Here is a 19,057-nt window from a genome sequence, read left to right as displayed (position 1 = left end):
GGGGGAGATCATGGCGACCTTGCCCTGCGCAGACTATGCCAAGCTGGTGGGACACGAACTCGGGGTCTCCGACTGGATCGCCATCGATCAGGACCGGATCGACCGGTTCGCTGACAGCACGGGTGACCACCAATTTATCCATGTGGACCCGGAGCGGGCGCGTGCCTCGCCCTTCGGCTCGACCATCGCCCACGGCTTCCTCATCCTGTCGCTGATGGCGCCCATGGGCCGGCAGGTTCCCACGCCCGAGGGCGTGCTGTTGAACGTGAATTACGGACTCAACAAGGTCCGCTTCATCACGCCGGTGCCCGTGGGCAGCCGCATTCGCGGGCGCTTCGCTTTGAAGGCATTCAATCCGGTGGGAGAGCGGGAGGTGCAGGCGACCCTGGCCGTCACCGTGGAGATTGAAGGGTGGCCGAAACCGGCCCTCGTGGCGGAATGGCTCATTCGCCGCCACTTCGCCGAGGACGTACGCAGCGCCGTCGGCACGGACTGACCAGCCGGGCGGCACAGGGCCGGCCCGACGCCCCGGGCCGCCGTGGTTTCTTGGGGGCCGGATCCCTGTCAGTGCCGGTCGTATCGGCTCAGAGGGGGCGTGCCCACAGGAGCAGGGAACGGCCAATCTTTCGTGCCGTGGGACGCAAGGCGTCCTGCGGATGGCCGATCTGTGCCCGCCGTCCAATGAGAAGAAGCCCGCCCAGGAACACGCCAAGCGGGGAGAACCAACGGGAGGAAAACATGGTCATTTCACGTCGCGTCCTGGTCCAGAGCCTTGCCACCCTGATGGTGGCGGCACCGTCCGTCCGCGCGCTGGCGCAGAACCCGTGGCCCACCCGGCCCATCCGTCTCATCTCGCCCTACGGCCCCGGCGGCGCCAACGACATCTCCTTGCGCATTCTGGCCGACCAGTTTGAGAAAGCCTCGGGGGCCAAGTTCTTTGTCGAGAACAAGCCCGGTGCCGGCACGCGGATCGCCAATGCGGAAGTCGCCCATGCAACCCCCGACGGCTACACCTTCCTCTATGCCGCAGCCCCCTATGCCACCGCCGAGGCGCTTGCCGGCAAGCTGGCTTATGATCCGCGCGCCGATCTGAAGCCCGTGGCGATGGCGGTGTTTGCGCCCATCTTCCTGATCGTGAATGCCAAGGCGCCCTACAAGACGCTCGATGAGTTCATCGCCTATGGCAAGTCGTTGCCCCACGGACTGACCTTCGGCTCCCCCGGTGCTGGTTCCCAGCCTCACCTTGCGGCGGAGCTGTTCTTCCAGGATGCGGGCGTGAAGGGGCTCAATGTCCAGTTCCGCGGAGATGCGCCCGCTTACACTGAACTGCTGGCGGGACGCATTGATGCGACGCTGACCGCCATCAGCGCCGCGCTGCCTCATATCGAGAATGGCGCGCTGCGGGTCCTTGCCTGTGCTTCGGCCGAGCGCAGCGCCGTCTATCCGCAGGCGCCCACCTTGCGTGAGCTGGAGCTGCGCAATGTAGTGGCTACCGGTTGGTACGGCTTCATGGCGCCTGCCGCGACGCCGCCGGCCATCATCGCCAGCATGGAGGCATCGGTGCTCCAGGCGGTGGGCAATGCCGAGATCCAACAGAAGCTGGTGGCCCGCGGGCTCGAGGCCCATGGCGGTACGGCGGCCGAGTTCGCACGCTTCATCGAGGAGGAAACCAGCCGCTGGACCAGGATCATCCGCGAGGCCGGCATTAAGGAGGAATGAGGTCTTCGCTCCCCGCGCCGCACCGCGCCGCGCCTTTCGCGGGTCGCAGAACAGCGGCCCGTACGGCTGGGGGGAGAGGGCGACCGCCTTCCATCCGCGTTTGCCCGCCAGCCCGCCGCCTTCGCGCTGCCCCCCATGGGCCCCTAGCATCGAGGATCCTCATCGTGGAACGGGAAAATGCCACGCTGATCCATATTGCCGATGGCCAGGCGGAAAAGCAGATTTGACGCTGACCATGCCTACGAGCAGATCGACCAGCGGCTGAGCGGCCTTTGAGCGGCTGGCGCGGTCTGCGCTGAACATTCGCGCGCGCCATTCGTACAGTGATAGGACGCCTGCGATCCTGCCGCCCTGGCAGCCAGCCTGTATGAGGGATGTCCATGGAGCGAAATTCCAGAAGAGCGCCTGCTGTTTCGGGAAGCCGCCGACCTGGCTATCTGGCTGCAGAATGATCCCGCCAATCCAGTCTCGCTCGAAATGGTTCGTGCCTGGGCCGCCCGCAGCCCCGGCCACGCCGCAGCCTGGGCGCGCGTCGCGCAGATCCACGGCATGGCCGGGAAGGTCCTTAGCGACCAGCGAAAAGCGGGCGATGCCCAAGGAGGGCTGACGCGCCGCACGGTCATCGTGGGCGGCGTGATCGGCCTCGGTGCCGCAGGGGCGGGGACCTCGGCCGGCGCGGGCGAGGTCTTCGTCATCCAGGGCTTCATGGGGTCACACGCTACGAATGACACAACGCGAGGCCTTGCAAAGGCTCTGCCTTGAAACTTCGAGAGAGGGTGTGAAAGGAAGAAGTGGTGCCGCAAGAGGGAATCGAACCCCCGACCCCATCATTACGAATGACGTGCTCTACCAGCTGAGCTATTGCGGCATCCCGCGACCAAGTCCGGCCACGAACGCCATCGGCCGCCGGAGCGGGGCGAGGGCGATAGGGCACTTCTCTTACGTGGGTGCGCCCGCAGTTGCAAGCCCGGCCTGCAGCGTCATCCCCAAGGTGGTGTGGATCCCGGCGTCGGGCGCGTCCCGTGCCCCCTGGCCCAACCCCTGCCGTCTTGCGCCTTTGGGACGGCAGGATTAACGAAAAGGCATGTCCAGCGATCCTGACAAGAATGCCCGTCTCGCCAGTGCATTGCGCGCCAACCTCGCGCGGCGCAAGGCGCAAGGGCGCGCGCGGCAGGCCGCGGAGCGCGATCCGGAGGCGGCGGTGGCAGGGCAGGGGGCGTCCGTGGCCTCTCCTGGCGAGGCGCCTGCCCGGCGAGAAGATGCGGACCTCTCCACCACCGTGCCGCCCCCGGAGGGGGAGGCCTGAGCGCTGCCTCCGGGAAAGCCCGGACCGCGGGGTGATTGTGCGCGCCGCTCGCGCGGGCTAGACACGATCTTTAGCCTCCGTAAAGGGCGGGGCGCGCAGAGATGCGCCGGAGGCAAGCAAGGAGCGTTTTGCGCATGGACAAGATCCGCATTGTCGGCGGCCAGCCCCTCAAGGGCTCCATTCCCATTTCCGGCGCCAAGAACGCCGCCCTGCCGCTGATGATTGCGAGCCTGCTCTCCGAGGAAAAACTGATCCTGGAGAATGTCCCGCGCCTGGCGGACGTGGCCTTGCTCCAGCGCATCCTGGGCAATCACGGCGTGAACATCACCACCAATGGCAAGCGCGTGGGAGACGATCCCCATGCCGGCCAGACGCTGGAGCTGGATGCCCGCGTCATCGTGGACACCACCGCGCCCTATGACCTCGTCTCCCGCATGCGGGCGAGCTTCTGGGTGGTCGGCCCGCTCCTGGCGCGCATGGGCGAGGCGCGCGTCTCGCTGCCCGGCGGCTGCGCCATCGGCACCCGGCCGGTGGACTTCCACCTGGATGCCCTGCGCGCGCTCGGCGCCGAGATCGACATCGACAGCGGCTATGTGATCGCCCGCGCCCCCAAGGGGCTGACCGGCGCGCGCATCGTCTTCCCGAAGGTCTCGGTGGGCGCCACCCATACCGCGCTCATGTCCGCTGCCCTCGCCCGGGGCGAGAGCGTCATCGAGAATGCCGCCCGCGAGCCGGAAATCGCCGATCTCGCCGCCTGCCTGGAAAAGATGGGCGCGCGAATCAGCGGGGCGGGCACCTCGACCATCCAGGTGGAGGGTGTCACTCGCCTGCGCGCCGCCCGCCATGCGGTGCTGCCGGACCGGATCGAGACCGGCACCTATGCCATGGCCACCGCCATGGCCGGGGGCGACGTGACCTTGCTCGGCGCACGGGCCGACCTGCTGGAAAGCGCGCTCGACACGCTGCGCCAGGCCGGGGCGGAGATCGACGTGACCAATGAGGGGATCCGGGTGCGCCGCAATGGCGCCGGCATCTTCCCGGTGGATGTGGAGACCCAGCCTTTCCCGGGCTTCCCCACCGACCTGCAAGCCCAGTTCATGGCGCTGATGACCCGCGCCAAGGGCCGCTCGCACATCACCGAGACCATTTTCGAGAATCGCTTCATGCATGTGCAGGAGCTGGCGCGGCTCGGCGCCCGCATCCAGCTTGATGGCGACACCGCCACCGTGGAGGGCGTGGAGCGCCTGAAGGGCGCCCCGGTCATGGCCACCGATCTGCGGGCCTCGGTCTCGCTGGTGATTGCGGGCCTTGCCGCCGAGGGCGAGACCATGGTGCAGCGTGTCTATCACCTGGATCGCGGCTTCGAGCGCCTGGAGGAGAAGCTCTCCCGCTGCGGCGCGCAGATCGAGCGCATCAGCTCCTGATCTGACGCAGGGCCCGCCGCGCCCGCTGCCCTTGCGCCACCGGGGGCGCGACGCTATCTGCCCGGATGAGAGCGGTGGCCCGCTCGGAAGCGCCGATGGGGCTTCAGCGCGGGTCCTAAACCGCCTTCGGTCAATGGTTTAAGGGGCGGGCCGGGTCGGATTGGGTCAATCTGGCCGGAACCGCTCCGGGTCGAAGAGGGCGAAGCGATGGCCCCGGAACAAGGCGGACGCATCATGGATGGCCTCAAGCTGCTCGCGCTGGACATGGAAGACCTTGCGGTCATTTCCGCGCACCTGCAGGACGCGGTGGTGAAGGTGAAGGACATGGGCTACCTGCCCAGCTCCCAGCGCTTCGCCTTGCTGCTCAACCGCTTCGACTGGGACAGCAAGGAAACCGCCAGCCAGAATGTGCGCCGGCGCGCCGGCCTGCATTTCGAGCGGGTGAGCGCGGCCAAGGTGCGCGGCCTCGACCTGAAGAATGGCGAGGCGGTGCTCAATCTGCTGGCCATCACCTTTTTGCCCGAGGATGAGCCGTCGGGCACCATCGCGCTGACTTTTTCGGGCGGCACCGAAATCCGCCTGTCCGTGGAATGCATCGAGGCGCGGCTTGGCGATCTCGGCCCGGCCTGGGGCTGCTCCAAGGCCCCCGCCCATGAGGCCCCGCTCGCCGCCGGCCCCGCCAAGGATGCCTCGCTCTGAGGCGCGTCTTAGGGCTGCGCAGGCGCGGCGCGCCGCCGCGCAAGGCAAAAATAAGCCAGATGGGGCCGACCTACCGCTACCCAGGCCGTGGGAAAATGCTCTAGAGGCTTGAGCAGACCTGTTTGTCTTGAAGGAATGAGAGAGCGGCCGCCGCCGGCAGGGGCGATGTTCCTGTCGCGGAGCGCACTCCAGGAAACGGCATGCCCATCCGTATCGACGCCCAGAGCCCCGATTTCCCCGCCGCCTTCGCCGCCTTCCTGGCCGGCAAGCGGGAAGTGTCCGTGGACGTGAACGCCGCCGTGGCGGACATCATCGCCGATGTGCGCGCCCGGGGCGATGCGGCCCTCATCGACCTGTCCCGCCGCTTCGACCGGGTGGACCTGGAGGCCCTGGGCATCAAGGTCACCGACGCGGAACTCGACGCCGCCATCGGCCAGGTGCCGGCCGAGACGCTGGAGGCCCTCACCTTCGCCAAGGCGCGCATCGAGGCGCACCATGCCCGCCAGAAGCCGCAGGACGAGCGCTACACGGACGCGGTGGGGGTGGAACTGGGCCAGCGCTGGACGCCGGTGGACGCGGTCGGCCTCTATGTGCCCGGCGGCACGGCAGCCTATCCCTCCTCGGTCCTCATGAATGCAGTGCCGGCCAAGGTGGCGGGCGTGCCGCGCGTGGTCATGGTGGTGCCGGCCCCCGACGGGCAGATCGCGCCTTTGGTGCTGGCCGCCGCGCGCCTTGCGGGGGTGGACGAGGTCTATCGCGTGGGCGGGGCGCAGGCGGTGGCCGCGCTGGCTTATGGGACGCAGACCATCGCCCCGGTGGACAAGATCGTCGGCCCGGGCAACGCCTATGTGGCCGCCGCCAAGCGGCAGGTGTTCGGCAAGGTGGGCATCGACATGGTGGCCGGCCCGTCCGAGGTGCTCATCCTCGCCGACGACACCGCCAATGCGGACTGGATCGCCGCCGACCTCCTCGCACAGGCCGAGCATGACACGGCCGCCCAGGCCATCCTCGTCACCCCCAGCGCCGCGCTTGCGGACCGGGTGGAGGCGGCGGTGGAAGGCATGCTGAAGACCTTGCCGCGCGCCGAGATCGCCGGCGCCTCCTGGCGCGACCATGGCGCCATCATCCTGGTGCCCGACCTCGACGCGGCCATTCCCCTGGTGGACCGGGTGGCGCCCGAGCATCTTGAGATCCAGTGTGAGGAGGCCGAGCGCCTCGCCTCCGCCATCCGCCATGCGGGCGCGATCTTCATCGGTGCCCATACACCCGAAGCCATCGGCGACTATGTGGGCGGCACCAACCATGTGCTGCCCACGGCGCGCTCTGCCCGATTCTCCTCGGGCCTCGGCGTGCTGGATTTCATGAAGCGCACCTCGATCCTGAAATGCACCGCCGAGGCGCTTCAGGTGATCGGCCCGGCGGCGGTGCGCCTTGCGCAGGTGGAGCGGCTCGATGCCCATGGCCGCTCCATCCTCATCCGTTCCAATGCCGGGGCGCCGGGGGGATCGACCCAATGAGCAAGGACAGGCCGGTGAACCGCCTCTGCGCGGTCCATCTCGACGAAGCCTCCATCGGGCGGGGCGGCGCGGATGTGGAGCATGAGCGGGCGACCGCCATCTATGACCTGTTGGAGGACAATCGCTTCACGCCTCACAACGATCCGGGGCAGGGACCTTACGTGCTCCATATCGGGCTGGTGGACAATCGCCTGGTGCTGGACATCCAGCGCGAGGGCGGCGAGCGGGTGGTGCAGCACCACCTCTCGCTCACCCCGTTCCGCAAGGTGGTGAAGGACTATTTCCTCATCTGCGAGAGCTATTACGCCGCCATCCGCACCGCTTCGCCCACCCAGATCGAGGCGATCGATATGGGCCGGCGCGGCCTGCACAATGAGGGGTCGGAACTGCTGCAGGAGCGGCTCAAGGACAAGATCGAAGTGGATTTCGACACCGCCCGCCGCCTCTTCACCCTGATCTGCGCGCTCCACTGGAGGGGTTGAGCGTGGCCGAGCCTTCTGCGGTATCCCCGCGCTCAGCGCGGCCGCAATCGGTTCTGTTCATCTGCGGACAGAACGTGGTGCGCTCCGTCATGGCGGCGGCGCTGGCGAAGCACCTTTATGGCAAATCGATTTATGTGGGCTCGGCGGGCGTGATCGCCGGCGAGGCGGACCCCTTCGTGACCGCCGTCATGGACGAGCTGGGCCTCGACGTGCAGCGCCATCGCCCCAAGAGCGTGGACGAGCTGGAAGAATATGAGGGGCTGGGCTTCGACCTGGCCATCTCGCTCTCCCCCGACGCCCATCACAAGGCGCTGGAACTGACCCGCACCAACGCGCTGGACGTGGAATATTGGCCCACCTCCGACCCGACGCTGGAAACCGGCAATCGCGAACAGCGCCTGGAGGCCTATCGGGCCGTGCGCGACGAGCTGGACAAGCGCATCCGCGCCCGCTTCCGCGCGCCCTGACCGGTCAGGGCAAGGGCTTGCCCCAGGCCGCAGACAGCGGCCGCTTGATGGCCATGGCGAGCGGGTGGGCATCCACCTTCAGCGGGTAGAGCAGGGTCACCGGCCCCGGCGGGAAATAGGCGTAAATTCCGGGCAGGAGCCCATAAAGGACGGCCGCCGCGGCGAGCAGGCCCGAGGCTGCGCGCTTCAGCGGCGCGACGCCGGGGCAGGGGGCGCGGGAGCGCTGTTCTGCCGCCAGCAGGAACAGAAGGCCGGCGGAGAAATTGGAGATGGTCAGCAGCCGCGACAGGTCCCAGGCGATGAGCAGCACGCTGACCGGCGCCAGCCCCGCCAGTGCCAGCGCCACGTTGCGCCAGCCCGGCCGCGCCCGCCAGAACAAAAGTCCGAGGCAGGCCATGACGGTGGGCAGCAGGAAAAAGGCGAAATTGCCAACGTCATAGAGCGGCGCGCGACCGAAATGGTCGAGCATGATGAAGAAGGCCTGCCGCACGCCCTGGCCGAACTGGGTCTGGATGAGCGCCTGCTTCATCTCCGCGCTGAGGGGCATGCGGTTGATCTGGGCGACAGTGGCGGCGGGATCGGCCAGCAAGGTTACGGCGACGGCGATCCCGACGCCGAGCGCCCCAAGCGCCGCCAGGCCCCAGAGCGGCACGGTCTTTCTGCGGTCGGGCGGCGTGCCGGGCAGCAGGCCGGCCGCAAGCGCCATGGGCAGCAGGAAAACAGAGAACTCATGCACAAGCGGCCCGACCGCAATGGGGATGGCGGCGAGCAGCGGGCGGCCCGTCCACAGCAGCAGGGCGGCGAGGGTGGCGAGGAGCAGAACCGGGGAATCCAGGTATCCCGCATTGTAGGACACGAGCGCCCAGCCTTGTGCCGTGAACACCCACAAGGCGAGCCCGAGGAAAACGATCTGAGCCCGGCCCTGGAGGCGCGCCATCACCGTGGCGGCGAGGGCGCAGAAGATGGCGCCCAGGATCACAAGGCAGGCGCCATGGAAGATCAGCACAGGGCGGGTCAGAATCGCCTCGCTCACGGTGCCGTAAAGGCGGTGAACCATCTCGCCAGCTAGGCCCCGGCGCACCAGACCATCGCCATAGGAGACATACCAGTAGGGCAGGCCCCAGCCCTGGATGACGCCGCGCCAGCCTTTCAGCACGTCGAACCACACCAGCAAGCCGAACAGGACGAACCAGGTGGCGCCTTCGCGCGCGCGGGCGGCGTTCATGGTCGTCATGCTGCCACTCCCTGTCCCGCCGGCCATCGGCGGCCCCCTTGGCATCTCACGATCGGGCGGCCTGTGCCGCCCGGTTCGCCCGTTCCCCGCAGAACCGGCGCGGCACCATAGCCCGAGTCGCGGCGCGGCGCCTCCCGGGCCCGACGCAGTGCATGATCCCTTCGGCGGGCAGACCGTGCCGATTAAGATGCTCATATGAAAGGCCTTTCACGCAGGGTTGCCAAGCCGGTGCGGAGTGACATCCTGTCGGCACCAGAGGCGCGGGAGTCCTTTGCGCGCAGCGCCGTTCACACCGCGCCGCCTTTGGGTTAGCGTCCGCCGCCGCCCGTTGGCGCCAGCCGGCGGCCGCTGGCATGCGGCCGGCCGCGCGAGAAGAGGACGACGTGAAGGAACAGGTGAAACTTGTGTTGGCCTCGGGCTCGCCCCGCCGCCTCGCGCTGCTCAATCAGGCCGGCATCGAGCCGGACCAGCTGATGCCCGCCGACATCGACGAGACGCCCGAGCGCGGGGAACTGCCCCGGCGCCTCGCCGTGCGCCTCGCCCGGCAGAAGGGCGAACTGGTGGCGACCCGCGCCCGCGAGGCAGGCCTCAATGCCATCGTGCTCTCCGCCGACACGGTGGTGGCGGTGGGCCGTCGCGTCCTTCCCAAGCCCGAGCTGCGCGACGAGGCGGAAGATTGCCTGCGCCTTTTGTCGGGCCGCGCCCATCGGGTGTTCACGGGCCTGTGCCTCGTCACCCCCAAGGGCCGCGCGCGCACGCGCCTTGTGGAGACGCGCCTGCGCTTTCGGCACCTGTCCCACGAGGATGTGACGGCCTATCTGGATTGCGGGGAATGGCGGGGCAAGGCGGGAGGCTACGCCATCCAGGGCATTGCCGGGACGTTCGTGGTGAAGCTGACCGGTTCCTATACCTCGGTGGTGGGCCTGCCGCTCCCGGAGACGGTGGCCATGCTTTCGGGCGAAGGCTATCCGGTGCGCGCCGGCTGGGCGGAGCGGGCGGCATGAGCGGTGCCAACGACAATGAGAAGGGCGCGGCACGCAAGGGCGGGGACGCCAAGGGCGCGGGAGGCAAAGCCATGGGGCGGGCCTGTCCCATTTGCGGCAAGCCGCCCGTGGAGGCCTATCGCCCCTTCTGCTCCAAGCGCTGTGCCGACGTGGACCTCAATCGCTGGCTGACCGGCGCCTATGCCATTCCGGTGGTGGCCGATGACGACGAGGACGGCGACCAGCCGGAGCCACCCCCCTCTTAAGGTCGCCGGCTGGCGACGTGGCGGAAAGCTGTGCAGGCCGGGGGGTGTTTTTAGCGCGAGCGGCACGGTAAGAATGGGGACAGGGAGCGCTCCGGCGCCCCGCGAGGCCGGCACCCGCATCCGCCGTCCCCGGTTCCAGGGGTCCAACGCGACCCCAGGGTGCCTGTGAGTTGCAGGAGTTCGCGCATGACCGTCGCGGCACGACACGCACCGGTGGCAGCGCCCATCTTTCGCACCGACGCCTTCATCAACGGGCGCTTCGTTCCTGCCCAGAGCGGCCGCCGCTTCGTGGCGGTGAACCCGGCCACCGGCCAGCCTTTGGCAGAGGTCGCCTCGTGCGACGGCAAGGACGTGGACCTTGCCGTCCAGGCCGCCCGCACCGCCTTCGAGGATCGCCGCTGGGCCGGCCTGAAGCCCAGTGAACGCAAGCGCATCCTGGTCAAGTTCGCCGAACTGGTGCGCGCCGCCCGCGAGGATCTGGCGCTGACCGAGACCCTGAACATGGGTAAGCCCATCTCGGATGCCCGCTCCATCGACGTGCGCGCCACCGCCGATGCCATCGCCTATTATGGCGAGGCGGCGGACAAGGTGTATGGCGAGATCGCCCCCACCTCCGACGACAATCTCGCCCTTATCATGCGCGAGCCCCTGGGCGTGGTGGGCTGTGTGACGCCCTGGAACTTCCCCATGATCATGGCGGCGTGGAAGTTCGCGCCGGCCCTGGCCATGGGTAATTCGGTGGTGCTGAAGCCGGCCGAGGAATCGCCCCTAACGGCCCTCAAGCTCGCCGCCCTGGCGCAGGAAGCGGGCATCCCCGATGGCGTCTTCAACGTGGTGCCGGGCCTTGGCGAGGAAGCCGGCGCGGCACTCGGCCTGCACCCCGACGTGGACGCCATTGGCTTCACCGGCTCCACCGAGGTGGGGCGCTATTTCATGCGCTATTCCGCCGACAGCAATCTGAAGCGCGTGGCGCTGGAGCTGGGCGGCAAGACCGGCTTCGTGGTGGCCCATGATGTGCCCGACCTCGACGCGGTGGCGGAAGCTGCCGCCGCCGGCATCTTCTTTAACCAGGGCGAAATGTGCACCGCCGGCTCCCGCCTCCTGGCGGACTGGCGCATCAAGGACGAACTGGTGGAGCGCATTGCCGCCGCCGCGCAGAAATGGATGCCGGACGATCCGCTCAACCCGGAGGCGCCTGCGGGCGCCGTGGTGAGCGCCGTGCACCAGAAGCGGATCCTTGCCGCCATTGACGAGGGCCTCGCCGAAGGCGCTCGCCTCGTGGTGGGCGGCACGGCCGTGCGGGAAGAGACGGGCGGCGCCTTCGTGGCGCCCACCGTCTTCGACGGGGTGGAGCCCCATTCCGCCTTGGCCCAGAAGGAAATTTTCGGGCCGGTCCTCTCCGTCATCGGCTTTGACGGCCTCGACCAGGCGGTGGAGATCGCCAACAACACCGTCTACGGCCTCGGCGCGGCGGTGTGGAGCGCCGACCTTGGCGCCGCCCACAAGGTGGCGCGGCGCTTCAAGGCCGGCGTCGTCTATGTGAACTGCTTCGACGCCGACGACATCACCACCCCCTTCGGCGGCGTGAAGCAATCCGGCTTCGGGCGCGACAAGTCCCTGCACGCGCTGGAAAAATATTCCGATCTCAAGACCATCTGGACGCGGCTGTGAGGCCTTCTCCGTCGCGTCCGACCCGTTTTTGTGCCTGATCGACAACCCAGGAGTGTGCCTATCGTGTCATCTGCCCCGGTTTCAAACTCCACCGCCCATTGGCGTCACCTCGACGCCGCGCACCACCTGCATCCCTTCTCCGACACCAAGTCGCTGAATGCGGAAGGCGTCCGGGTCATCACCCACGCGCAGGGGAGTTACATCTACGATTCCGAGGGTAACAAGATCTTGGACGGCATGGCCGGCCTGTGGTGCACCGCCGTGGGGCACGGCCGGCACGAGATCGTCGACGCGATCGCCGAGCAGTTGAAGAAGCTCGATTATTACAACACTTTCTTCAAGACCACCCATCCGGCCGCGGCGGAACTGGCCGCCGCCATCGCCGATGTGGCCCCCGAGGGCATGAACCATGTCTTCTTCACCTCCGGCGGGTCGGAGGCGGTGGACACGGTGCTGCGCATGGTGCGCCATTATTGGGCGGCGCTGGGGAAGCCGGAAAAGCACATCTTCATCGCTCGCAAGAACGCCTATCACGGCTCCACCGTGGCCGGCGCCAGCCTTGGCGGCATGAAGCCCATGCATGCCCAGGGCGGCCTGCCCATTCCGGGCATCATCCATGTGCAGCAGCCTTATTGGTGGGGCGAGGGCGGCGACATGGATCGCGAGGCCTTCGGCCTCTTCGCCGCGCAGGAAGTGGCCCGAGCCATTGACGAAGCGGGCGCGGAAAACGTGGCGGCCTTCATTGGCGAGCCCATCCAGGGCGCCGGGGGCGTCATCATCCCGCCTTCCACCTATTGGCCCGAAGTGCAGAAAATCTGCCGCGAGCGGGACGTGCTGCTGGTGTCGGACGAGGTCATTTGCGGCTTCGGGCGCACCGGCGAATGGTTCGGCTGCCAGTATATGGGTGTCCAACCGGATCTCATCACCTTCGCGAAGGGCGTCACCTCCGGCTATTTCCCGCTGGGCGGCGTCATCGTGGGTGACCGGGTGGCCCAGGGCTTCATCGAGCATGGCGGCGATTTCAACCACGGCTACACCTATTCCGGCCATCCCGGTGGGTGCGCGGCGGCGCTCGCCAACATCAAGATCCTCAAGGACGAAAAGCTGGTGGAGCGGGTCAAGAGCGACATCGGTCCCTATCTCCAGGAGCGCTGGCTGAAGCTGGCTGACCATCCTTTGGTGGGCGAGGCGCGAATGGTCGGCCTCATCGGCGCGCTGGAACTAACCCCCGACAAGGCCACGCGCGCGCGATTCGCGGCCGAGGAGGGCACCATTGGCCTCATCTGCCGCGACTTCTCGTTCCGGTCCGGCCTCGTCATGCGGGCGGTGCGCGACAGCATGATCCTGGCCCCGCCCTTCACCCTGAGCCACGCGGAGGCCGACGAACTGGTGGCCACCGCCCGCAAGGTGCTTGACCTGACCTATGCGGAGCTGAAGCAGAGGGACCTGCTGAAGGTCGCCCCCGTGGCCGCCTGACCGGTTTCGCCCCGAACCATGAGAGCGCCCGGGCCCCTCGCCCGGGCGTTCGTGTTTAAACGGCCGTGGTTTCGGTTCAGTCCGTGCTGGAGCACCGCAGCCCTCCACCTCCTTGCTTCAACGCATTTGCGTCTCGCACCCGGTTCCCACATCGCTCGGATACACTCTGGGCGATGAATGCGGAACCCAAGGCGGGGGCGGGGCGTTGGGCCAATCGCATTCTTGAGGCAGTTTAAGCTAGCTGTTGTTTGCGGCGCAGCAATGCGGGCAGGCGCATCAATTATCATCTCCTGCATGTCATGCGTAACTACGTATAGCGTTGCGGGAACACGTTGTTAAATTCGGCGTTTATTCGATGGTTCGCGAGATGGGAGAGATCCATGCGAAATCATCTTTATGCCGGTGCGGTTGTTCTTGCTGCTCTGGCTCCCGGCTATGCTTTCGCTCAGGCCTCCACGGCCACCGGCGCCATTGGCGGCGCGGCGGTTGGCGCGGTGGTGGGTGGCCCCGTGGGCGCGGTGGTGGGGGGTGCCGTGGGCGCCACCATGGGCGCCGCAGCCGAGCCGCCGGCGGAAGTGCGCACCTATGTACTGGAGGAAAGCCGTCCGTCCTACCGCCTTGAGCGCGAGGTGGTGGTGGGCGAGCCCCTGCCGGCGGATGTGCAGGTCTATGCGGTGCCCAAATACGACAAGTATCGCTACACCGTGGTCAATGACCAGCGCGTGATCGTCGATCCCGAGACCCGCAAGGTCATCCAGATCGTCCGGTAAGCGCGGAACCCAAAATGGCCGCTCCCGAGGCTCGGGGCGGCCATTTTCTTGTGTCAGGTCAAGACGGGGCGCTATCGAGGAAGAGCGGCACGCGCTTCACGAAGCTGTCATACCATCCGACCAGCCGGGGATGATCGGCCCGCCAGCGGCCCTCAAGACGGAAGTCCAGATAGCCCAGCGCACAGGCGAGCGCGATGTCGCCCACGGTCGGGTCGCGATCAGCGGGCGGCGGCGCAGCTTCCAGGGCGTCGAGAGCGGCAGCCACCTTGCCGGCCTGATGGTCCAGCCACTTGGCCACCCGATGCTCCTCCGGCCGGAAGCGCACCTCATAGACCTGGAGCAGGGCGGCGTCGGCAATGCCGTCGGCCAGGGCCTCCAGCCGCATTTCCTCGAACTTGGCTTCGGGGTCGGAGGGCAGCAGGCGCCCACCGGAGAGGTGGTCGAGATAGGCCAGGATCACCGAGGAATCATAAAGCGGCCCCTTGCCCTCCCGCAGCAGGATCGGGATCTTGCCCAGCGGGTTATGGCTGCGCAGGGTGGCGTCGGGATTGAGCGTGTCCGCCAGGTCCAGTTCCAGCGGGATGCCGACCAGAGCGGCGGCGACGCGGACCTTGCGGGCGAATGGCGAGGTGGGGGAATAGCGCAGACGCATGCGAACTCTCTTGGAAGGGAAACACCCTTGAGCGGGTTCGACAAAAGGCGTACCCGGCTTCGCGCCCGTGAGATAGGGGCCGGTCTGAACTTTTCGCCGGCAACGGGCTCGCTTCAACCTTCCGGCGTCAGCCAGCCCACCCGCACGCGGCCCCTTCCGTCCCGGGCTAGCAGCGGGGCAAGGGCGGTGAGGATTGTGCGCATCTCCTCCGCCAGCGTGAAGGGCGGATTGACGATGATGAGCCCGGAGCCCGACAGGGTGTCGAGGCTGCGCACCTCGGCAAAATCGATCTCCACCCGCAGCGTCTTGGGCATGTGGAGGCGCGCCACATCCTTGCGGAAGGCGTCCACCGCCCGCAAATCCTTGATGGGATACCAGAACATGAAGGTGCCGGTGGCGAACCGCTCATAGGCCGCCTTGAGGCCGAGCCGCATGCGGTCGAACTCGCCCGGCTCCTCGAAGGGCGGGTCCACCAGAAGCAGGCCGCGCCGCTCCCGGGGCGGCAGATGGGCGCCGATGGCATGCCAGCCATCCTGGAGCAGCACCTTGGCCCGCTCGTCCTCGCCCAGATGCTTTTCCAGCTTCTGCTTTTCTTCCCGATGCAACTCGCAGAACAGGAAACGGTCCTGCGGCCGCCCCAGTGCCAGAGCGAGGGCGGGAGAGCCGGGATAGCGCTTTGGGCCGGCATGGGTGCGCAGGGCGCGAATGGCATCGAGATACGGGGCGAGCAGCGCCAGGGCCGGGGCGGCGATCTCGCCCGCATCGGCGGCGGCGAGCACCTTCTCGATCCCCTGTTCAGCCTCGCCGGTGCGCTGGGCATTGGTGCCGGCGAGGTCATAAAGGCCGGCGCCCGCATGGGTATCCACCACCCGATAGGGCGAATCCTTGCGTGCGAAATAGGTGAGGATGCGCGCCAGGGCGGCATGCTTCATCACGTCGGCCGGATTGCCGGCATGGAAAGCGTGGCGGTAATTCATGGGGCCGTTCCGGCGGTTCTGCGGACGTGGCCGCTTAGGGAAGGGGCCGCGAGGGCGGCACATCAAGGCGGCGCCCGCCGCCGCAGGCGCGGCGGTCCACCTCGGGGCAGGAGGTGAAGGCAAGATCGCGCGTCATGCACACCCGCACTTCCTTCAGGCGCCCGTCCGAGCAGCTCACGGCGATCATGTCGGCAGCCAGACCCGGATTAGCCGTCTGGAAGGCGCTCTCCACCTCTGCCGGGGTCATGGTCAGGGGCGCGCTGGGCGCGCGCAGCGCCTCGGGCAGCTTCACGCGCTCGGACGCCCGGCGCACCGTGCTGAAATAGGCGGCAGGTGACAGGCCCGAGCAGGTGCCGTGGCGCCGCCACTCATGCAGCACGAGCCCCTTGCTGGGCATAAGGTCGGTGATGCCAGAAATGACATCTTCCGGCACATAGGGCGCGGGGGATTGGCAGAAATCGGGAAAGCCGCGCTCATATTGCGGCCAGAGGCCATGCACCACGAAGCCGTGGGGCGTCGCGGTGCGGCATTGGGCAGGGCTTGCCCGTTCGCCCAGGCAATAGGTCGGGCTCCAGGACAGAGCGAGCACGTAGAAATCGAACGCGCCCAAACGGTCGTCCCTCGCCTGCGCCGTGGCGGCGCCGAGGACGAGAAGCCCGACCAGCGCCGCCAGCAGGCGGCAGATCACGGACGGGCCATCTTGCAGTCCGGCGCATAGGCGAGATTGCGGTCCAACCCCGTCACGCACCATTCCACGCCCCAGGTGAAGCCCTGGTAACTGCTGTCGGAGATGATGGAATAAAAGACCTGGTGGGGCTTAGCGTCGGAGAGCACCACGGTGGCGCTGCAATAACGGCGCGGCTGGAAGCCCTCGCCCCACGGCCGATAGGCGATCTCGCGCACATTGGAGAAGCTGTTGATGTTCAGCGCGCTGTTCCAATACATGCGCTCAGTCTCGGCAAAGCGCATGGAGATGGTGCCGAGGGCCAGCGGTTCGGAGCACACCGGCAGCTCGCCGGTATATTTGTCGTTGGGCAGCCAGAAATTATCGAGCAGGGACGCGGCACCGGCCGCGGACGCCGAAAGGGCGCAGGCGATCACTGCCAGAAGGCCCGCCCGTCCGCTACGTACCGTGAGACCCATGCTCAACTCCCGTCCTGACCCATGCCAATTCTGCCGGACGATGCTGCGCCAGCGCGCTACGGTCAAGCGCAGGCGGGCAACACTCGCCCGGAAAAGCGCGTAATGTTAGAGCATTCAGGCGGGGGGCGCCTCCGAACAGGCATTGGCCGGTCTCCAGGCGGGTGGCGCCGCTGACATTGGCTTGTGTCTTGGATGAGGGATGATGCCGGAATCCGGCTTTGCACCCCGGTCGTGACAGGGGAGCCGCGACGAGAGGATCAGGCGTGGCGCAGCAAAATCTCCCGCTTTTCACCACCGGGCGCGAGGCCGCGCTGCAATTGCGTCCCGACCAGCCGGTCTATTGCTTCCGCCCGTCGGTGCTGGCGCAGGATGCCCGCGCCTTCATGTCCGCGTTTCCCGGCAAGACCGCTTATGCGGTGAAGACCAATGGCGAGGACCAGGTGCTGGCCGAGCTCGCCCGCGCCGGGGTGAACGTGTTCGACGTGGCGAGCCCGGCGGAATTTGCTGCCGCCCGCGCGGTCGCGCCCGCCTGCGAGCTGCTCTACATGCATCCGGTGAAGGCCCAGTCGGACATCCGCCTCGCCTTTGAGCGCTTTCGCGTGCGGGTCACGGTGGTGGATCACGAGGACGAAGTGGCCAAGGTGCTGCGTATCGTCAATGCGCTGGACCACGACCCGGAGGACTTCACCCTGTTCGTGCGCATCGCCTCCAAGGGCGAGGCGGCCTATGAATTGTCGAAGAAGTTCGGCGCCGCGCCGGCCCATGCGGCGGAACTGCTCCAGCGCATCGATAATATCGGCTTCAAGTGCGGCATCTGCTTCCATGTGGGAAGCCAGATGGAAGACCCCACCACCTTCGAGCGGGCCATCGCCACCGCCGCCGAGGTGCGCGAGGCGGCCAAGGTGCCGATCGTGGCGCTGGACATTGGCGGCGGCTTCCCCGCCTCCTATGCGCTTGATCCGCGCAAGCCCAGCGCGGCCATGCCGCCGCTCGGCGATCTCATGCGCTCCATTTTGGGCGCGGTGGAAAAATACGGTTTTGCCGGCACGCCGCTGGTGGCGGAGCCGGGACGGGTGATCGTGGCGCGGGCCTATTCGGTCATCACCCGCGTGATGCTGAAGAAGGGCCAGCGCCTCTATATCAGTGACGGCATCTGGTCCTCGCTCTCCGATAGCTGGACCGGCAAGCTGCTGCTGCCGGTGAACCACATTCCCGATCCGGCGCGGCGCCGGCGCTCGGGCGACCCCAACAAGATGGTGCCCTTCCGCATCTATGGCGCCACCTGCGACAGCGTGGATGTGCTCTCGCGGCCCTTCTATCTTCCGGAGACGGTGGATACGGGCGACTGGATCGAGATCGGCCATATCGGCGCCTATTCCCTGTCCCTGCGCACCCGCTTCAATGGTTTCTATCCCGACACCTTCGTGGAGGTGAGCGAGCCGTTCGAGCCCAATGTGCCGGGCATCGAGCCGGAGCGGCGGAGCGGGATGGATGGCCGCGGGGGCGAGGACAGCCGGGGCGAAGCCAGCGGGGAGCCGGTGGAGAGCCGCTGACGGCGAGACGCCGCCTGAGTGAGAAGCGAAATACCGGGCCGGCCCCACCTCGAGCGCGATCCCATCAGATTGAATCAATCTGATGGGTGAAGCGCCCTCTAACCCATTGATAGAGAATGCGTGGTCCGATCAGATGGTGATGCCATCTGATCAGCGCATGCTCTAGGGCCGGTCTTTTCTTTGCGCCTGCCGCGGAAGAGGGCGGTGCCGATGTAGGGTTGCCTTAACCATGGCAGAGCGCGCCAACGCGCTGGTCGCGGCCTGGAGAGCGGCCGTTAAGCAGCGCGGGCCGAGGGTGGCGGCGCGGCCTTGGAGACAACGGGGCCGGTCGTTTTCGGAGCCCCCATGCCCGTCTCTCTCTCCGCCGTCCTGCCCATCGCGATGCTGATGGCGTCCAACGTCTTCATGACTTTCGCCTGGTACGGTCATCTCAAGTATAAAAGTACCGCCTTGGCATTGGCCGTGGTGGTGAGTTGGGGCATCGCCTTCTTTGAATACTGCCTGGCGGTGCCGGCGAACCGCATCGGCTCCGAATTTTACACCACCGCGCAGCTCAAGACCATTCAGGAGGTCATCACCCTGGTGGTTTTTGCTGGATTTTCAGTGCTTTACCTCAAAGAGCCGCTGGGCTGGAACCATGCGGTGGGCTTCGCCTTCATCATCGCCGGCGCCTACTTCATTTTTCACAAGTTCTGAGCCCTCCGAAACGGGGGAGGGG

General features: G+C 67.3%; 21 protein-coding genes and 1 tRNA gene. 15 read left to right on the top strand and 7 right to left on the bottom strand.

The features are described from left to right. Window positions 1-10: 10 nt before the first annotated feature. A complete protein-coding gene (locus tag J5J86_RS23915; protein ID WP_209102757.1) occupies window positions 11-496 on the top strand; it encodes a MaoC family dehydratase in 486 nt (161 codons plus the stop codon). 242 nt (window positions 497-738) lie between these two features. Next, window positions 739-1,719 (top strand): Bug family tripartite tricarboxylate transporter substrate binding protein, encoded by a 981-nt coding sequence (locus J5J86_RS23910; RefSeq protein ID WP_209102755.1) that lies wholly within the window; start codon window positions 739-741, stop codon window positions 1,717-1,719. 159 nt (window positions 1,720-1,878) lie between these two features. Here J5J86_RS23910 and J5J86_RS23905 read toward each other — a convergent pair whose 3' ends face one another. Continuing rightward, a complete protein-coding gene (locus tag J5J86_RS23905) occupies window positions 1,879-2,316 on the bottom strand; it encodes a hypothetical protein (RefSeq protein WP_209102753.1) in 438 nt (145 codons plus the stop codon). Between the two features lie 195 nt (window positions 2,317-2,511). Then, window positions 2,512-2,587: transfer RNA gene (locus J5J86_RS23900), tRNA-Thr, on the bottom strand. A 216-nt stretch (window positions 2,588-2,803) separates the two neighbouring features. Here J5J86_RS23900 and J5J86_RS23895 point away from each other — a divergent pair. The 6 genes from J5J86_RS23895 to J5J86_RS23870 all read left to right on the top strand — a co-directional run bounded on the left by J5J86_RS23895 (window position 2,804) and on the right by J5J86_RS23870 (window position 7,614). After that, window positions 2,804-3,025 carry a hypothetical protein gene (locus tag J5J86_RS23895; RefSeq protein ID WP_209102751.1) on the top strand — a complete coding sequence of 74 codons (222 nt, stop codon included), beginning with the start codon at window positions 2,804-2,806 and terminating at the stop codon, window positions 3,023-3,025. A gap of 134 nt (window positions 3,026-3,159) precedes the next feature. Continuing rightward, complete coding sequence (gene murA, locus J5J86_RS23890) at window positions 3,160-4,449, top strand: UDP-N-acetylglucosamine 1-carboxyvinyltransferase (RefSeq protein WP_209102748.1); 1,290 nt, start codon at window positions 3,160-3,162, stop codon at window positions 4,447-4,449. A gap of 207 nt (window positions 4,450-4,656) precedes the next feature. Beyond that, entirely contained in the window at window positions 4,657-5,148 is a 492-nt protein-coding gene (locus J5J86_RS23885; RefSeq protein ID WP_446698646.1) for a DUF2948 family protein, read from the top strand. A 200-nt stretch (window positions 5,149-5,348) separates the two neighbouring features. Next, complete coding sequence (gene hisD / locus J5J86_RS23880) at window positions 5,349-6,665, top strand: histidinol dehydrogenase (protein ID WP_209102746.1); 1,317 nt, start codon at window positions 5,349-5,351, stop codon at window positions 6,663-6,665. Further along, entirely contained in the window at window positions 6,662-7,147 is a 486-nt protein-coding gene (locus J5J86_RS23875; RefSeq protein WP_209102744.1) for a UPF0262 family protein, read from the top strand. The genes hisD and J5J86_RS23875 overlap by 4 nt, the downstream gene beginning before the upstream one ends. An 89-nt stretch (window positions 7,148-7,236) precedes the next feature. Then, window positions 7,237-7,614, top strand: a complete 378-nt coding sequence (locus tag J5J86_RS23870) for an arsenate-mycothiol transferase ArsC (protein WP_342449175.1) — start codon at window positions 7,237-7,239, stop codon at window positions 7,612-7,614. Between the two features lie 4 nt (window positions 7,615-7,618). Here J5J86_RS23870 and J5J86_RS23865 read toward each other — a convergent pair whose 3' ends face one another. Further along, window positions 7,619-8,848, bottom strand: coding sequence for a hypothetical protein (locus J5J86_RS23865; RefSeq protein WP_209102739.1), 1,230 nt, complete (start codon window positions 8,846-8,848; stop codon window positions 7,619-7,621). A 353-nt stretch (window positions 8,849-9,201) separates the two neighbouring features. Here J5J86_RS23865 and J5J86_RS23860 point away from each other — a divergent pair, with 353 nt between their 5' ends. The 5 genes from J5J86_RS23860 to J5J86_RS23840 all read left to right on the top strand — a co-directional run bounded on the left by J5J86_RS23860 (window position 9,202) and on the right by J5J86_RS23840 (window position 14,014). Further along, window positions 9,202-9,852 (top strand): Maf-like protein, encoded by a 651-nt coding sequence (locus tag J5J86_RS23860; protein ID WP_446698645.1) that lies wholly within the window; start codon window positions 9,202-9,204, stop codon window positions 9,850-9,852. 71 nt (window positions 9,853-9,923) lie between these two features. Next, a complete protein-coding gene (gene yacG, locus J5J86_RS23855) occupies window positions 9,924-10,097 on the top strand; it encodes a DNA gyrase inhibitor YacG (RefSeq protein ID WP_209105520.1) in 174 nt (57 codons plus the stop codon). A gap of 186 nt (window positions 10,098-10,283) precedes the next feature. Then, complete coding sequence (locus J5J86_RS23850; RefSeq protein WP_209102736.1) at window positions 10,284-11,768, top strand: aldehyde dehydrogenase; 1,485 nt, start codon at window positions 10,284-10,286, stop codon at window positions 11,766-11,768. Window positions 11,769-11,831: 63 nt separating this feature from the next. Beyond that, on the top strand, window positions 11,832-13,244 hold the full coding sequence (locus J5J86_RS23845; RefSeq protein WP_209102734.1) for an aspartate aminotransferase family protein: 1,413 nt from the start codon (window positions 11,832-11,834) through the stop codon (window positions 13,242-13,244). 380 nt (window positions 13,245-13,624) lie between these two features. After that, a complete protein-coding gene (locus tag J5J86_RS23840; RefSeq protein WP_209102733.1) occupies window positions 13,625-14,014 on the top strand; it encodes a DUF1236 domain-containing protein in 390 nt (129 codons plus the stop codon). A gap of 58 nt (window positions 14,015-14,072) precedes the next feature. Here J5J86_RS23840 and J5J86_RS23835 read toward each other — a convergent pair whose 3' ends face one another. The 4 genes from J5J86_RS23835 to J5J86_RS23820 all read right to left on the bottom strand — a co-directional run bounded on the left by J5J86_RS23835 (window position 14,073) and on the right by J5J86_RS23820 (window position 16,786). Then, the gene (locus J5J86_RS23835) at window positions 14,073-14,666 is read right to left on the bottom strand and encodes a glutathione S-transferase (RefSeq protein WP_209102731.1); all 594 of its coding nucleotides are present in this window, start codon (window positions 14,664-14,666) and stop codon (window positions 14,073-14,075) included. Window positions 14,667-14,779: 113 nt separating this feature from the next. Beyond that, complete coding sequence (locus tag J5J86_RS23830; RefSeq protein ID WP_209102729.1) at window positions 14,780-15,643, bottom strand: 23S rRNA (adenine(2030)-N(6))-methyltransferase RlmJ; 864 nt, start codon at window positions 15,641-15,643, stop codon at window positions 14,780-14,782. Between the two features lie 34 nt (window positions 15,644-15,677). Next, window positions 15,678-16,331, bottom strand: a complete 654-nt coding sequence (locus J5J86_RS23825) for a ribonuclease T2 (RefSeq protein ID WP_247657803.1) — start codon at window positions 16,329-16,331, stop codon at window positions 15,678-15,680. Further along, window positions 16,328-16,786 (bottom strand): hypothetical protein, encoded by a 459-nt coding sequence (locus tag J5J86_RS23820; protein WP_209102725.1) that lies wholly within the window; start codon window positions 16,784-16,786, stop codon window positions 16,328-16,330. The genes J5J86_RS23825 and J5J86_RS23820 overlap by 4 nt, the downstream gene beginning before the upstream one ends. A 263-nt stretch (window positions 16,787-17,049) precedes the next feature. Here J5J86_RS23820 and J5J86_RS23815 point away from each other — a divergent pair, with 263 nt between their 5' ends. Then, window positions 17,050-18,339, top strand: a complete 1,290-nt coding sequence (locus J5J86_RS23815) for an alanine racemase (RefSeq protein WP_209102723.1) — start codon at window positions 17,050-17,052, stop codon at window positions 18,337-18,339. Between the two features lie 345 nt (window positions 18,340-18,684). After that, window positions 18,685-19,035 carry a DMT family protein gene (locus J5J86_RS23810; RefSeq protein ID WP_209102722.1) on the top strand — a complete coding sequence of 117 codons (351 nt, stop codon included), beginning with the start codon at window positions 18,685-18,687 and terminating at the stop codon, window positions 19,033-19,035. Window positions 19,036-19,057 lie beyond the last annotated feature (22 nt).

Origin of the sequence: Aquabacter sp. L1I39 (assembly GCF_017742835.1) — a bacterium.
In the GTDB taxonomy this organism is placed as follows: domain Bacteria; phylum Pseudomonadota; class Alphaproteobacteria; order Rhizobiales; family Xanthobacteraceae; genus L1I39.
This window is presented reverse-complemented; position numbering and strand designations above follow the sequence as displayed.